The organism is Lelliottia sp. RWM.1 (genome assembly GCF_016859735.1).
GTDB lineage: Bacteria > Pseudomonadota > Gammaproteobacteria > Enterobacterales > Enterobacteriaceae > Enterobacter.
In genome coordinates this window covers 39918-54939 of the sequence record NZ_WLVC01000035.1, presented here as the reverse complement: position 1 = coordinate 54939, position 15022 = coordinate 39918, and the positions used below count along the sequence as shown (strand labels likewise).

The window sequence follows — 15022 nt, the reverse complement described above, 5'->3', positions numbered from 1 at the left end:
TCATATGCCACCAACTGAATACGAAAAACAATATTATCAGCGGCTCGGAAGTGTCTAGATTATCTGTGGCGATTCAATCCCCACTAAAGGCGGAGAACAGTCAATGACTTGCCTTGCTTTCCGTAAGTTCGCTGGTTGGCTTCACACCATAAATGTCGGAAAGGTTCGTCCAGAGTTGCGTGAGAAGGTTGCTCGTTATCAGGATGAATGCGATGACGTTTTGTACCAGTACTGGACTAAAGGTGAAGTAAAAAATCAACGCAAGAAGACCACAGTTGACGAGCGAACACCGCTGCGCGATGCCGTAAACATGCTGGTAGGAAAGAAAGGACTCCGCTATGACGATGCATACACTATGGTTCATCAGCGCTTTAATATTGATAGCATTGATGAGCTCGATCTTGAACAGATCCCGCTGGCCGTAGAGTACATCCATCGCGTGGTACTTGAAGGTGAGTTTCTCGGAAAGCAAGAAGCGCTACCAGCGCCAAAACTGGATATCAACTTCCCTATTTCGTGGTTTGTAGAAAATGCCCCATACACGGTCATTCGCCAGCAGTGCGGTGACACGGTAGCACTTGATCGTGCGGCGTTAGTTGATTGCAGTCCAGCTTATAAATTAGTTGCAGCACTAACCGACGCTGGGTATGACGTTAGCGCAGTGAGTGCTGAGCTAAAGGCTCTGCGCACTATCATGGCGGAACAAAGCTGGGCGATGAAAGAGATTGCTTCATACGTAGCAGTTCGAGACAGGGCATGCCATCGTATTATCCTGTAACCCACAGCAGATAAAACAAACCTCGCTCCGGCGGGGTTTTTTATTTTCCGGAGAACCGATGAGCATCATCGACTTAAACACAGCAGACATATTCAATGCGATAGGCGGTGGCTCTCCGCTATCGATCATCGATAGCGTGCTCCATCCTCAGTATGTGATTAGAGACGGAACAACTGGTGATGTTGCTTTAGAGTTTAGTGGACTAGCATCAATTCAACCCAGAGGAAGCGCACAGATAACTACGGCGCCTGTCGAAGGGGGGAAATACCAGGCGATAAACAAAGTTAAGCAACCATCTCAAGTACGATGTTCAATCATTATTGATGGTTTGACAGGATTTTCAGGGGATATTCCCAATATCTTTGATTTAACACTCACTAGCCAGAGTTCGGCACTCAGAACAATTAAAGATATGCTGTCATCAGCAAAAACATATGACATCGAAACCCCAAAAGAAACACTTCAAAGCTATGACCTGGTAGACCACGACTACAATGTGAACTCTCAGACGGGGGGTTCTATGTTGACCGTGTATCTTATTTTTCAGGAAGTAATACAGCAAATGGAGGTGGTTATTTCTGGTGCTCAGGCTCAGTCCAGGCCTACCAATGATGCTGTAAGTCAGGGGGTTACTGGCATGGGGCAATCTACAAAAGACGCCGGATCAACACCTTCAACTGTCGACGAACTCGGAAAGTCTTGGTCATCACTTAAAACATCGGTAAGTGGAATTGCCACAACAGCGACAACGGCTATCACAACCAGCTTCCAGAGTGCTCTTGATACCGTATCTAAGCCGATACTTGATGTCGCTAATAGCGCTACGCAGAAAGTCGCTGAGCTCGCAAAAGAGATAAACGAGAACATCACATGAGAACAATTCCACTTGAGCCGCAGAAGTCACAGTCTGTCTCTGTGGATTTGGCGGGTCAGCGATGCGTCCTACGGCTGATTCAGCGTGAAAGCTTCATATATATGGACCTGACGGTAAATGGCAACCCGATAATGCAGGGCGTTCCTTGCCTGTACGGAAACAAAATGGTCAGGTATTCGTATCTCGGCTTTCGTGGTGATCTGGTTTTTCTCGATAATGTAGGCCAACAAGACCCGTCTTACGCTGGACTGGGCGGAAGGTTCATTCTTTACTACATCGGGGAGAATGAACTTGTACAGTAAACGCACGCTACGATTTGAGTTTGTCAATGAAACATCATCGCTCGACGATGCCGGGAATAACACAATATCGATTAGTGATGTCAGGGCCACCGTTTCACTACAGTCATCCGGTAATCTCTTTGGGACTCAGGTAAACGTAAGCATCTTTGGTCTTGGTCTGGAAATGCTGGCAGCGTTATCTTCAAAAGCTATGGGGCTATTTGGTACTGATACTGAGCGTATCAGCATGAAGATTTTCGTGGAAAATACAGCGATATTCGTTGGCTACATGACGTCTTCTATCGCCAACATGAACACTGTGCCGAATACCGCACTGATGATTACTGCCACGGCCAATGCCGATCTACAGAACAAAACAGCTTCACCTTTTTCATTCAACGGTTCAACCCCGGTTACGAGCGTTATTAACGCTATCTGCAAAGCTGCCGGATACACACCTTACATTGTGGGACTGGAAGGGAAAGTAATCTCAAATCCCCACTATGAAGGGAGTGTATTTGACCAGTTGCGCGCGCTTTGTGACGACCTGAGCATTGCGATGTCTGTCGCCCCACCGTCTATATCATTCTGGCCTCAGGAAAGCACAAAGGATGATGTGAAGCCCCTAATCTCTCCTGAATACGGGTTAATTGGATATCCGGTATTCTCAAATGGCGGCGTGATGTTCCAGACGCAATTCTCAACGCTTCTGACAACTGGTCGAGATATAGAACTTCAGACAACCCTACCCCATGCCAGCGGGATTTATAAGCTCACAAGTGTGAATCACGAACTCTCGTCCTGGGTCGAAGATGGGCCATGGCATTCAGTATGCATAGCTAACAGACAAATAGAGGCTAACGGTGGCTGAAAATTTATTCACGCCTACATCGGCGCAAACCAGTGATGCGGAAAACCTCTCTTACGTCTTCAAAAAGCTCCTTTCAGGGGCTTTTTTTATTGAGCTTGTTGAGGTGACTGAGATTCGCGGAACTGCGCCAAATCTTGTTGTGGACGTCATTCCGTTGGTTACCAGGACGGACCCGTCAGGCGCAACCATCCCGAACTCGGAAATCTTTAATTTGCCGGTGTTCAGACTTCAGCGCGGGGCGAGTGCAGTCATCATGAATCCTGTGGCCGGTGATATAGGCATGATTGCTATCTGCGACCGCGATAACTCAATAGCCCGGGCAAACCGCAAGCAATCAGTTCCTGGAAGCAAAAGGACGCACAGCAAATCTGATGCGCTTTACCTCGGCGGCTTCCTTAACAACCAGCCATCACAGTTTATTGAGTTCGCTGACGGTGCGATAAACATCACCACTCCAAACCCGGTAAACATAACTTGTTCGTCAGCGAATATTACAGCTCCTGATGGAGTGAATGTCACCACGCCGACAATGCACGTTACAGGAAATATCACCGCTGGCGGAGACATCACCGACAACAACGGCACACAAAGCGCATCACTCAAAACCCTGCGTGACAACTATGACCAGCACAAACACCCTGTTCCAGGCGTTCAGACTGGTGGCTCCACTGTCACATCAAACACCACGGATAAACCAGTATGACCTACAGAACCATGCAATTAGACGTGTCGACATGGGATTTAACGCTGGATGGAAGCGGGAATATTGCGATTGCTGACGAGTCATATTCTGTCGCCCAGGATGTTGCCAGCGCATGCCTTGTCTTCTCTGGTGAGTGCTACTACGACACCACGCTGGGTATTCCATGGAAAACAGACGTCCTGGGTAAGCGACCCACGCCAAGTTTCATATCGCAAAAACTTCAGACTGAAGCACTCAAGTTGCCCATCGTTGACCAGGCTCTGGCAAATGTCTTCTTTGACAAAAACACACGCAGGATGCGCGGAACAATCCGTGTGACCGACATAAACGGGAACATTTCGCAGGCTACTTTATGACGACATTAAATACAGCTGTTCCTGATGTCACAATCACTGAGAATGGCCTCTCTGTTCCTGATATCTCAGATGTGCTTGCAGGTCGACTTACTGACATGACGTCTGCGTTGGGTGGAGGAGCCAGCCAGTCTCTTAGCTCACCGCAAGGGCAGATCGCACAGTCCGATACAGAGATTATCGCGCAGGAGTATGACAAGCTGCTGTGCCTGTTTAACCAGGTTAACCCTGATTATGCTACGGGTAGATTTCAGGACGGTATCGGGCAGATTTATTTCATGGACCGGATATCGGCGCAGGGTACAGTTGTTACTGCGACGTGCATTGGTAAGGTTGAAACCACAATCCCCGCGGGAAGTACAGCCATTGACACCAATGGATATATCTACCGATCTATCGACAACGCAACGATACCAGCGTCCGGAAGCATTGATGTTCAGTTCGTGAATAACACAACCGGGCCAATACCTTGCGCTGCCGGCGCATTAAATCAGATTTACCGGGCGGTATCGGGATGGGATGCGATCACAAACGTTAGCCCCGGCGTTGTAGGGGTAGATGTTGAATCGCGCATAGCTTTTGAAACACGCCGCAAACAGTCAGTGGCGCGTAACGCGAGAAACATGGACGGCGCTACGCTATCAGCTATCCTGGAAACATCCGGCGTTCTTGATGCTTACGTGTGGTCAAACAGAACCGCATCAACAGTCACAAGAGGGACTACCAACTTTCCTGTGTTGGCGCACTCAATTTACATCTGTGTATATGGCGGTGCTGATGAAGATGTTGCCGATTCAATATTCAGGACGTACAACCCTGGCGCAAACCTTAATGGCGATACCACATTCACTATTTACGACACAGATAATTACAGCGCTCCATACCCGGAGTATGTAATGCAGTGGCAGAGAGCATCACCGACTCGTGTTTATTTCAAAGTTGAACTGGACAGCAGCCTTAACCCGCCCAGTGATATATCAACTCAAGTGAAAAACATGATCACCAAAGTATTTAATGGTGATTATGACGGCATCGATAAAGCGAGGATCGGAGCAACAATCAACTCTGGCAAATACTACGCTCCGGTAATTTCAATCTCTCCTGATACGGTTGGCATCTTGTCACTACAGGTGTCTCTTGATGGCGTGACATATCATCCATCTGTGACAATGGGCATAGATCAGATACCAACTATTCAGGACTCTGATATAACGGTCACTCTTGTATGAGTTGGGAAGAAACAATACTTACCCAATACTCTGCCAGCACCAGACTTCTCTCCATAATCGACACATTCAATCAGGCAATTAGTCTGGATGACTTTACTGATGAATTCATAGCAAAGGTGTGGGATTTGACCACAAACGAAACCTTTGGGCTTGATATATGGGGAAAGATTGTAGGTATCGGCAGGTATATAACAGCGCCGATTGACAGTGATTCTTTCGGTTTTTCCGAAGCAGACAACGGAGCATCTGATTACCCTCTTCCCTTTAATGATTCACCGTTCTTTGCCGGAATACAGGAAACAACATCTGTACGCCTTGCTGATGACGCGTACCGAACCCTGATTCTCTGCAAAGCATTCAGCAATATCAGCATCGCCACAATACCCGACATCAACAAATTCCTCCGCATGCTATTTGCGGGTCGGGGTAAAGCGTATTGCGTTAATTACAGAGACATGACAATCGGAATAACTTTCGAGTTTTCGCTTGCTCCGTTTGAAGAGTCAATTCTCACAAACTACGACGTCGTACCCGTTCCTAGCGGAGTGCAACTGAATATCCATCAAGTTGTACCTCCATATTTTGGATTCGCTGACGACGCATATCCGTTTAATGACGGAACATTTTACAGAGATTAAACATGAATCGATCTGATGCACCCGCTAAAAAATCAGTACCGTTTGGAGTCAATGGTCCTCGTGAAGCTATTCTAGATACCACTCCAGCAGGTAATAACCAGGCTTCCTATGATGTAGGATTCCCGCCTGTAACCATGATTCTCAAATCTGCCGGAGGTCTGCCGCCGAAAGGTGAGGACTTCAACCAGATTCTGTACGAACTGGCTCTCAATGCTCGCTGGGGACAGGCTGGAGCTGGCTATCAGTTTGACAGCGAATTCTCTACCGGAATCAGTGGCTATCCAATTGGGGCCATACTTCAGAATTCCACCGGTGACGGGACATGGATAAATACGCTTGATGGGAATACAAATAATCCAGAGGTTGCTACAGCGACGCCTCTCACGGGGTGGATTCCTTTAGACAGTAATGGTGTCACCACAAAAACCGGACTCACTAACTCAAGCGTCACTCTGACAACGCTTGAAGCATCACGCGATCGCGTTGTCCTGTCTGGTACTTTGACGGCTAACATTAATCTTGTCGTTCCTGCGTGGCGAAAAAAATGGACTGTAGTTAACAACTGCTCTGGTAATTTCAGCGTAACTATCAAAACAACCAGTGGATCAGGCATCGCCATTCCTGCTGGATTGACTGCATACGTTCTTGGTGACGGGACAAACGTAATTCAGGATACAAACCTGCTTGGAATATCCGGTCGTCTTCTCAACATTCAAACATTCTCTTCATCAGGAACCTACACGCCAACAGCAGGGACTAAGGCGATTCTTGTTGAAGTGCAGGCCGGTGGGGGAGGTGGGGGTAACGCTACCGCTGGTACAGGGACTACTGCCACCTGCGGAGCTCCTGGAGGCGCAGGTGGTTATGCTTCATCATATCTCACAGCCGTTCCAGCCAGCGCCGCCGTAGTTGTGGGTGCTGGCGGTGCTGCATCCACATCTGGAGGAAACTCATCTTTTGGAGGAACCATTGTTGCTGGCGGTGGTGGCGTTGGCGCTAGCAATGTTATTGCTGGCGGGTCTGCATACACAAGTCATGCCAGAGGAGGAGTGGGAGGAACGGCAACGGGTGGGAACTTGTATAACTCAAAAGGCGGGGCAGGAACACCGGCAATAATTACTGGTGGCGTTCCATCGGGAGGCAACGGGGGAGCATCTCAGCTATCTGGTAGTGAACTAGGGGGTGGGGCATCTGGTGGTGCTGGATCTCCTGGTGCTTATGGTTCTGGTGGGTCAGGTGCATCTCAACCTATCGGGGGGAGTGGCGCTAACGGTGGTTCTGGTGGGTCAGGAATTGTGATTGTACGGGAGTACGCATAATGAATCGTTACGCAATAATTAGTGATGGAGTTGTAGTAAACATCGTCTCATGGGATGGCAATGGTGATATTTTTAGTGGATATGAAACCATTAATATTGATGACGTAAAGGCCGGTATCGGCTGGATGTATATCGATGGAAAATTTGAAGACCCAGACGCTCCAACACCTCCTAATGATTCAGATCTCTATGAGCAAGAACTTACAGCAATCAATGAAAAATACGAGAAAGACAAATCTGTATTAGCATCTGCGTATCTCAATGCTGGGCTTTTTGATGGTGAACAAGAGCAGCAGAAAAAGTCTGATATCTATCAACGACTTCTTGAACTTAACGCAGGGTACGATCAGCAGATTATTGAACTTGATGAAAAATACGGTGGATGAGATGACAGAAATCACACAAGCAACCCCTCCAGATATTTGCCCTAGATGCGGATCTACAGGCACAGTAACGGTCATCAGCAAAACGATAGGCGGCGTTGTTCGATATTATTTCAAATGTTCTTCATGTAATTATCAATGGCCCGTCCAGTAGTTATGTAATAACACTCAGGCCCATCTTGAATTAAAAATAAAGATGGGCCTTACACCTGGATTAATTCACATAAACATGCGTAAATATTTAATCTTTTTTAGTGCGTAAATTAAATAGAAAGAAATTAAAAAAACAATAACGGTATTCAATAAAGGGTCAATTATAGCCCTTCCCGTAAATACCATGCCATACCGGCCTAGAATAAGATAGACTATCCAGTGAGAAAGATAGACGCCAAATGAGCAGTCTCCTATAGAGATGATAGTCTTTTTAGCAAATCCCGAAATAAATGAAAGGTCGGCGCTCATTATTATATTAAATAGTATGAATGAAGATATAAATACAAATGGGGTTGTATATCCGTAGAAAAAGGTATCGGTCTTTCCTGTCTTTTCTGAAACCAGAAGACTAACTAGCAGATTTAATGCAACCATTGCTGAATACAAAAAAACACATTTAGTTATAGATACTTTTCTGTATAGCAAAGGAAATGCAATGGCATATGTTAGTAGTGATGGGAAAGACAACCCAAAGTTGTTTACGCCAGAAAGAAATGAGTAATCACCGTAAAATGTATTCATCGCGTAAATTACCGCCTGAGGTAAAATAGATGCAATTGTTATTATAATGATAATGTATTTCTGGCTTTCACCGTCATCTAAACTTACCATTTTTTTTATCGCCGGTAGAAGTAATGTATATCCTATAAACGGCGGAAGAAACCATAAATGAAATGATGTATTGCTTGCCGTAATTTTTTTTATAAATTCAATAATATCGCTTCCACCGTTATACAGGAAGTAAATTGCAGACCATGAGATATAAGGTATGGCAAGGCGCTTAATTCTACTGGCAACACCTTTAGATGATTTACCATTAAATGAAAGGTAAGCTGAAATTATGAAAAATACAGGCACGCAAAATCTCGATATTGCATTGTATAAATTATTGAAAGCCCATGCTGTATAATTGCCATTCATTAAATTAATGTCATAAAAATATGGTATTGTCATATGAATCAAGACAACAGCAATAATAGCCATAACCCGCAGAATCTCTATATTTAAAATCTTCTTATTTTCCATATCCTGATCTCTGGGAATCTATATAATCAACATCATAATCAAACAGATGCCAGGTAGTGTACATGCCACATGTGCAGATCACCCTATTTTTTCATCCAGCCAATCTGCCCACCATTGCATCATTTCCTTTCTGGTTTCAAGATATGCGGCGTGGTTGTACACGGAACGAGTGCCGCCACTTACGTGCGCCAGTTGCATCTCTATTGCATCCCTGTTCCAGTGCTTCTCATTCAGAACGGTACTGAAATGATGCCGGAAACCATGTCCGCTTGTCTGCCCTTCATAACCAATGCTACGGATCACTCCGAGTACGGCGTTTTCACTGATAGGCTTCTTCCTGTCATTCCTTCCTGGGAAGCAAAGATCGTACTGTCCCGTGATTTGTTGCAGGAATTTGAATAGTTCTATAACCTGGTCGGACATTGGAACGACGTGAAGTTTTCTTCCTTTCATGACTTCTGGGTCAACACTGATTAACCTGGTTTCGTAATCTATTCCCGCCCATGCCAGCGATCGCAATTCCACGGTGCGCATTGCCGTATAGTGAAGGATCTGCGCCGCTACCTTCGAAACAATCCATCCTCCATAACCATTAAGCGCTCTCTGGAATTCATGTATGCGATGCATGGGAAGGAAAGGGTAGTTCTGCTTTCTGTACCCTCGCATGGCTCCAGACAAGTCTCTTGATGGATTATACTTAGCCCTTCCTGTTACGATCGCATAACTAAAAACCTCTCCGCATCTTCTCCTTGCTTTATCAGCCCGTTCCATTGCTCCCCTGTCCTCGAATAGCCTGATGACTTTCAGCAGCACCATAGGCTCAACATCTTCCATGCGCAGGTGTCCGATGACAGGAAGAATGTCGTCATTGAACATGCTTAACATCTCATCTGCATATCCCTTAGACCAAACCTTTGATTTATGCGCATGCCATTCCCTGAATATGTCACCGAAAGAATCTGATGACTCTTCTTTCTCTTTCTTCTTTATAGCCTGCTTATGTTCTGCTGGATCAACGCCAGCAAGCAGCTTCATTTTTGCGTCGGACTGCTTCGCCCTGGCTTCGGTGAGAGAGATTTCAGGATAGGGCCCAATGACCAGTGTCTTCTCTTTCCCTTCGAACCGGTAACGCATACGCCATACCTTTTTACCTGAAGGAGGGACGAACAGGAAAAGGCCGCCAGCGTCTGCCAGTCGATATGATTTTTCAGCAGGCTTGGCTGCGTCTATTTGCTTTACCGTAAGCATGTGGGCATAAATCCGTGGTCATTTTGCAGTATGCCCACAATATGCCCGCAAATGTTTGGCGCAGTCAATCTATGTAGGGTAATGCTAGGTAACGTCGTCAGCATTGTTTAGCGGTAACATCAAGGGGTTTTGGTAACGGTGGGAAATGACTGGTAATGAAGAAATGGTGTCCCCTGCAGGAATCGAACCTGCAACTAGCCCTTAGGAGGGGCTCGTTATATCCATTTAACTAAGGGGACGAAGCGGCACGAGTATAGCGTTATTTAGACTTAGCGTTAAGCTCATCACCGCCCGACTGCTTAAAGTGTCGCCACTCAGGGCGATTTTTTTGCCGATTTAACATCAGCTTCCTGCGCTTTACGCTCGGCTTTGCGCTTGTTTGACATGTCATTGCGGATCTGTGCGTGGCTTAACAGCGCAAAAATAAAGGTTCCGCCGCAAATATTGCCTGCCAGTGTAGGAAGTGCGAAAGGCCAGAAAAAATCGAACCAGTGGACAGTACCCGTGAAGACCAGATAGAGCACTTCAACTGTCCCCACGACGATATGTGTCGTGTCGGCCAGGGCAATAAGCCAGGTCATTAAAATAATCACCACAATTTTTGCGCTGCCCGCGGATGGGAACATCCAGACCATCGTGGCGATAATCCAGCCTGAGATAATCGCGTTAGCAAACATTTCGGAGGGGGTGTTTTTCATCACATTCATGCCGATTTTCACAAAGGCATCCCTGGTGGCTTCATCAAAAATTGGCATATACCCAAAGGCCCAGGCGGCAATGCCAGTACCAATCAGGTTTCCCAGTAATACCACGCTCCACAGGCGCATCAGCAAGGTGATATTCCCGGCGGTAGGGTTGTGCATTATTGGCAATACGGCAGTGACGGTGTTTTCGGTAAACAGTTGCTGGCGTGCCATGATGACAATAATAAAGCCGAACGTGTACCCGAGGTTTTCCAGTAAAAAACCGCTAGGCACACCGTCCAGTTGCACATGAAATATCCCTTTTGCAAGCAGCGATGCCCCCATAGAGAGCCCCGCTGCAATCGCTGACCACAGCAATGCCATGGCATCACGCTCCAGCTCTTTTTCACCCTCTTGTCGAATATGTTCATGAATCGCCATGGCGCGGGAGGGCAGGCGGTCTTCATCGACTTCTATTTTCTCCCCTCGATTTTTCTCTTCGCTCTCGACTTCACGGTCTTCACTCTGTTCGCCGATTTTCGCTTCACGAATTTCCTTCATCACAGCTCCGGGCAAGGTGGTCTTGCTATTAAGGGTAGCGATTTTTTACGGATAACCCGTGGGGATGCTCTTAAATTCCCGGGAATGGCAACAATCGTGATACATCTCTTTCAAAGCCAATATAAAATTGCTGGCGAAACGAAATCAAAAAGCAGGCTATGCTGAGATCAGAGTGACGGTGGTTACTGCCCGTAATGGTGTGCGTAGACATCGCTAAACGTGCTGTTACAATCACTTGCACGTTTACAGACGGAGCGCCAGACGCTCCGTTACGGATGGCAATCAACGATAGCCATACTGAACAGGGAGATATTTATGAAACTTCGGCTGTCGGCGCTTGCGCTGGGTATCACTATGCTCGTGGGCTGCGCCAGCTCCGGCGAGCAAACGGGGCGCTCCGATCCTCTCGAAGGATTTAACCGCACCATGTACAACTTCAACTACAACGTGCTGGATCCGTATGTGGTTCGTCCTGTGGCTGTTGCATGGCGTGATTACGTTCCACAGCCTGCACGTAATGGACTGAGTAACTTCACCAGTAACCTGGAAGAGCCAGCGGTGATGGCGAACTATTTCCTGCAAGGTAATCCGTATCAGGGGATGGTGCATTTCACCCGCTTCTTCCTTAACACCCTGCTAGGGATGGGCGGGTTTATTGATGTTGCTGGAATGGCAAACCCGAAACTGCAGCGTGAGCAACCGCACCGCTTTGGTAGTACGTTGGGACATTATGACGTGGGCTATGGTCCGTATGTGCAGTTGCCATTCTATGGCAGCTTTACCCTGCGTGATGATGGCGGTGATATGGTCGATACCCTTTATCCGGTGTTGTCATGGCTCACATGGCCGCTGTCGGTGGGTAAATGGACTGTTGAAGGTATTGAAACGCGTGCACAATTGCTCGATTCCGACGGCTTGCTGCGTCAGTCTTCCGACCCGTACATTATGGTGCGTGAAGCCTACTTCCAGAATCATGATTTTATTGCCAGCGGTGGCAAGCTGAAGCCGGAAGAGAATCCAAATGCGAAAGCGATCGAAAATGAATTAAAAGATATCGATTCGCAGTAAATAACGTCAGAAATAAAAAAGGTGAGCAATATGCTCTAATGCCAGTCAGTTAAGCAACTGACTGGCTCTTTTTACTCGCTTTTGGATACTTCCTGGGCCTTTCCTTTACCCCTCTCGGGAAGGCTCTTTCCCTTCTTGTCGGTAGCTTTACCATCTGCGCCATGCTCTCTATATCCCGCATCAGTTCCGGGATACGACCCGGTGAAGCCCCCTGTAGCGTCATTAACATCCTCATGACCATTCCGCACGACTCCGGGAAGCGCATGGCATCCGTCATTGATGCCAGGAGATAGCCGATTTTTCCTTTGCGGGTGAACGTCAGCAGTCGGGCCGTCATTTCTTCTCCCAGCTCCGGCCATTTTTTTCGTGCCTGTGCTCTCCTGCCTGACTCCAGGCATTTAACAGCCCCAGTGAGTAATAACCTTTATCCATTAACGTCAGGGTGTTATCCCCTGTCTGGTCTATAAGTTGCTTTCGCTGTTTTTCATCGTACCGAAGGCCGCAGCGGTCAGCAGATGACGGGTCAGTTCCATCTGACAGATCATTTTGACCTGCGGGGAGAGTGCCGGCGTCCCGGCATGCGTCTGACGAGGGAAGGCTATATCGTTTTCTGCCGTGTCCGGTGTGCGCCAGAACACACCATCGACGGCCAGCAGGGTCAGGCCACATCAGTGCGGATATGCCAGAGTGCCTGAACACGCGGCATACGGCCTCACTTCTCAGACGCTGCCGGGCAGCATGATATCCAGCCGGTTTACGATCTGATGAAGAGGTTCCTTACGTTCAAGCGCCATGCCGACAATGCACCAGACCATCATTTCCAGCGGCAGGCGGCGCTTGCGCAGAGTGACGGTTCCGGATTCTTCAGGACAGCGGGAAATCAGTTCCGGGTCCAGATATTCGCCCAGAGAAGTCATAGGGTTACGAAGAGAATCGTAACGGGATACCAGATCAAGAGCCTGTCCAATGTGCATAAAAAAATCCGGAAACGGGTGAGCATTTCCGGATTCTTACACAGCCACTGGATCGGTCAACCGATCCTTAACTGATCGGCATTAGAGCAATATGCTCACCTTTTTTGATCCCTGAGTGGTTAGAACGCGTAGTTGAAGTTCGTACCAAACAGCCAGGCTTTACCTTCAGAATGGAAGGTGTAAGCCGCTGGGCCTTCACCTTCGGTGAAGTTAACGTTTTGACCATGCATATAAGATGCGCCCACATCGACAGACGCGTCTTCATTAAACGCATAGGTCAAACCTGCGCTCAGCCACAGACGGTCCTGATCCGGGATGGAAATGGAACGTTTGTCTGCAGGAACAGGGCTGTCATCAAAGGCAATCCCGGTACGGAAGGTCCAGTTTTTATCGTAGTAGTAGGTTGTACCCAATGCGATACGATAAGCGTCTTTGAAGCTTTCATCTTTATAGAACAGTGTCTGACCATTGTCGCCAGTGGCTTTCAGCTCCTGGAACTGACTCCAGCTGGTGTAGGTCAGGCTGTAGTGGATAGCCCACTGCGGTGCAACGCGGTTATAACCGGACAGTTCCCACATCTCAGGCAGATGCAGTGACAGAGAACCATTTTCGGTTCTGCCGCCGGTCCCTTCCGGAAGTCCACTCAGACCCATATTTCCGAGGATCGTGCTCAGTCTCGGATTGATGGAACTCTTATAATCGCCGTCAAAGTCGATTTTCACTTCTGAACGATAGGTCAGGCCCCAGCGGTTGTTTTTATCCAGTTCATACAAGATACCGGCGTTCCAGCCAAATCCCCATTCGTCACCCTTCAGGTGAGCAATTTGGTCATCAGCAGAACTGATTCCATCCAGATAGGATGGAGGAACGCGCCCGGAAAGTTGGTTTGCCAGTACAGGGCCGAGTGAACCTGCATAGCGCTCAATTTTTGCTTTCGCGTAAACGGCATCGAAGCCTAAACCGAAGCTCCAGTTGCTATCAAGACGATAAGCACCGCTCAGGTTAAGGTTAACGGTTTGCAGATCGGTTTTGCCGCCATAAATACCGGCTGCATAGTTTTCGCCAAATTCTGTTGCCAGGCCATAATTGGAGGTGACAGATGCACCCCAACCGAACTGATCGTTGATTGGCATAACAAAGTGCATGTTAGGAACCCATGCGCTTGGCGCAATGTTGTCCTGGTTAGCACTTTGTCCTGTTAAATTGGATTTGCCGTTAACATTGACATCCGGGTCGATATAAACCGCACCGGCAGAGAAGGTTGGACGATCAAACATGGTGATAAGCGCAGGGTTACGGCTTGCGTTACCAGCATCATCTGCGATTGCACCTTCCCCGGAATACGCACGGCCAAGGCCAGAGGAAGAAAATTCGTTTAACTGGAAGCCCGCGGACCAGGCGGACGTTGAGACGATTGCCACTGCGACTGCCAGCGCAGTCTTTTTGAACAGGGTTTTCTGGCTCATGACCATAACCTCATTGAGTTATTTTTATTCAATAATTGTTACATACCGTAACAGGAGCGCGAAGTGTAGGGTCTGCGGTAACACTTAGAAATCAGACCAGTGGCGAGAGTATAGGTCGGACCAGATGGGATGTTGCAAGTTTGTTTATTAAGTTTTTCAAATATGTTTCACGAAACGAGATCTGGCTGGCAAAAATGTGACCATCGCGACTCATTCAAAAGGGTGGTTTTTGTTTTAGATCATTTTTTAGTGTGATATTGGTCACTTATCTCATTTTGCGTCATTAACGGCTGGAGAGAGCCACCGCTGGGGCGTAAAATATCAGCATCGTGTTTATCTCGCGCCCTGCGCGAA

The 15022-nt window shown here is 47.5% G+C and carries 15 protein-coding genes, 1 tRNA gene and 2 pseudogenes; 12 read left to right on the top strand and 6 right to left on the bottom strand.

The window, feature by feature from the left end; genetic code table 11:
* Positions 1-76: 76 nt before the first annotated feature.
* The 11 genes and pseudogenes from GF617_RS27195 to GF617_RS27555 form a co-directional block, all read left to right on the top strand.
* Positions 77-778, top strand: a pseudogene (locus GF617_RS27195) (phage antirepressor N-terminal domain-containing protein); the annotation flags it as partial.
* Positions 779-836: 58 nt separating this feature from the next.
* The gene (locus GF617_RS20220; protein ID WP_203452331.1) at positions 837-1652 is read left to right on the top strand and encodes a phage baseplate protein; all 816 of its coding nucleotides are present in this window, start codon (positions 837-839) and stop codon (positions 1650-1652) included.
* A complete protein-coding gene (locus GF617_RS27560; RefSeq protein ID WP_375290796.1) occupies positions 1649-1954 on the top strand; it encodes a hypothetical protein in 306 nt (101 codons plus the stop codon). The genes GF617_RS20220 and GF617_RS27560 overlap by 4 nt, the downstream gene beginning before the upstream one ends.
* Complete coding sequence (locus GF617_RS20215) at positions 1938-2804, top strand: hypothetical protein (RefSeq protein ID WP_239006552.1); 867 nt, start codon at positions 1938-1940, stop codon at positions 2802-2804. Before GF617_RS27560 ends, GF617_RS20215 begins: the two co-directional genes overlap by 17 nt.
* Positions 2797-3507 carry a phage baseplate protein gene (locus GF617_RS20210; RefSeq protein WP_203452330.1) on the top strand — a complete coding sequence of 237 codons (711 nt, stop codon included), beginning with the start codon at positions 2797-2799 and terminating at the stop codon, positions 3505-3507. The genes GF617_RS20215 and GF617_RS20210 overlap by 8 nt, the downstream gene beginning before the upstream one ends.
* Positions 3504-3863 (top strand): hypothetical protein, encoded by a 360-nt coding sequence (locus tag GF617_RS20205; RefSeq protein WP_203452329.1) that lies wholly within the window; start codon positions 3504-3506, stop codon positions 3861-3863. The genes GF617_RS20210 and GF617_RS20205 overlap by 4 nt, the downstream gene beginning before the upstream one ends.
* Positions 3860-5089, top strand: coding sequence for a baseplate J/gp47 family protein (locus GF617_RS20200; RefSeq protein WP_203452328.1), 1230 nt, complete (start codon positions 3860-3862; stop codon positions 5087-5089). Before GF617_RS20205 ends, GF617_RS20200 begins: the two co-directional genes overlap by 4 nt.
* On the top strand, positions 5086-5727 hold the full coding sequence (locus GF617_RS20195; RefSeq protein ID WP_203452327.1) for a DUF2612 domain-containing protein: 642 nt from the start codon (positions 5086-5088) through the stop codon (positions 5725-5727). Before GF617_RS20200 ends, GF617_RS20195 begins: the two co-directional genes overlap by 4 nt.
* A 2-nt stretch (positions 5728-5729) precedes the next feature.
* Positions 5730-7046: a hypothetical protein gene (locus GF617_RS20190; protein WP_203452326.1), complete on the top strand. Its 1317-nt coding sequence runs from the start codon at positions 5730-5732 to the stop codon at positions 7044-7046.
* The gene (locus GF617_RS20185; RefSeq protein ID WP_203452325.1) at positions 7046-7432 is read left to right on the top strand and encodes a hypothetical protein; all 387 of its coding nucleotides are present in this window, start codon (positions 7046-7048) and stop codon (positions 7430-7432) included. Before GF617_RS20190 ends, GF617_RS20185 begins: the two co-directional genes overlap by 1 nt.
* Positions 7323-7583, top strand: coding sequence for a transposase (locus GF617_RS27555; protein ID WP_375290791.1), 261 nt, complete (start codon positions 7323-7325; stop codon positions 7581-7583). The genes GF617_RS20185 and GF617_RS27555 overlap by 110 nt, the downstream gene beginning before the upstream one ends.
* A 65-nt stretch (positions 7584-7648) precedes the next feature.
* On the opposite strand, the gene GF617_RS20175 is transcribed toward GF617_RS27555, so the two are convergent.
* From GF617_RS20175 to GF617_RS20160, 4 genes are all read right to left on the bottom strand, one after another.
* Entirely contained in the window at positions 7649-8668 is a 1020-nt protein-coding gene (locus tag GF617_RS20175; RefSeq protein ID WP_203452323.1) for an acyltransferase, read from the bottom strand.
* Positions 8669-8746: 78 nt separating this feature from the next.
* A complete protein-coding gene (locus GF617_RS20170; RefSeq protein ID WP_203452322.1) occupies positions 8747-9916 on the bottom strand; it encodes a tyrosine-type recombinase/integrase in 1170 nt (389 codons plus the stop codon).
* 164 nt (positions 9917-10080) lie between these two features.
* A tRNA-Arg gene (locus GF617_RS20165) sits at positions 10081-10155 on the bottom strand.
* 75 nt (positions 10156-10230) lie between these two features.
* Positions 10231-11160 carry a formate/nitrite transporter family protein gene (locus GF617_RS20160; protein ID WP_203452321.1) on the bottom strand — a complete coding sequence of 310 codons (930 nt, stop codon included), beginning with the start codon at positions 11158-11160 and terminating at the stop codon, positions 10231-10233.
* A 315-nt stretch (positions 11161-11475) separates the two neighbouring features.
* On the opposite strand from GF617_RS20160, the gene mlaA reads away from it, so the two are divergent.
* Positions 11476-12228, top strand: coding sequence for a phospholipid-binding lipoprotein MlaA (mlaA, locus tag GF617_RS20155; RefSeq protein ID WP_181620279.1), 753 nt, complete (start codon positions 11476-11478; stop codon positions 12226-12228).
* Between the two features lie 49 nt (positions 12229-12277).
* On the opposite strand, the pseudogene GF617_RS20150 reads toward mlaA, so the two are convergent.
* Both GF617_RS20150 and fadL read right to left on the bottom strand, forming a co-directional pair.
* A pseudogene (locus GF617_RS20150) lies at positions 12278-13202 on the bottom strand (transposase domain-containing protein).
* A 119-nt stretch (positions 13203-13321) separates the two neighbouring features.
* A complete protein-coding gene (gene fadL, locus GF617_RS20145) occupies positions 13322-14668 on the bottom strand; it encodes a long-chain fatty acid transporter FadL (protein ID WP_181620278.1) in 1347 nt (448 codons plus the stop codon).
* Positions 14669-15022 lie beyond the last annotated feature (354 nt).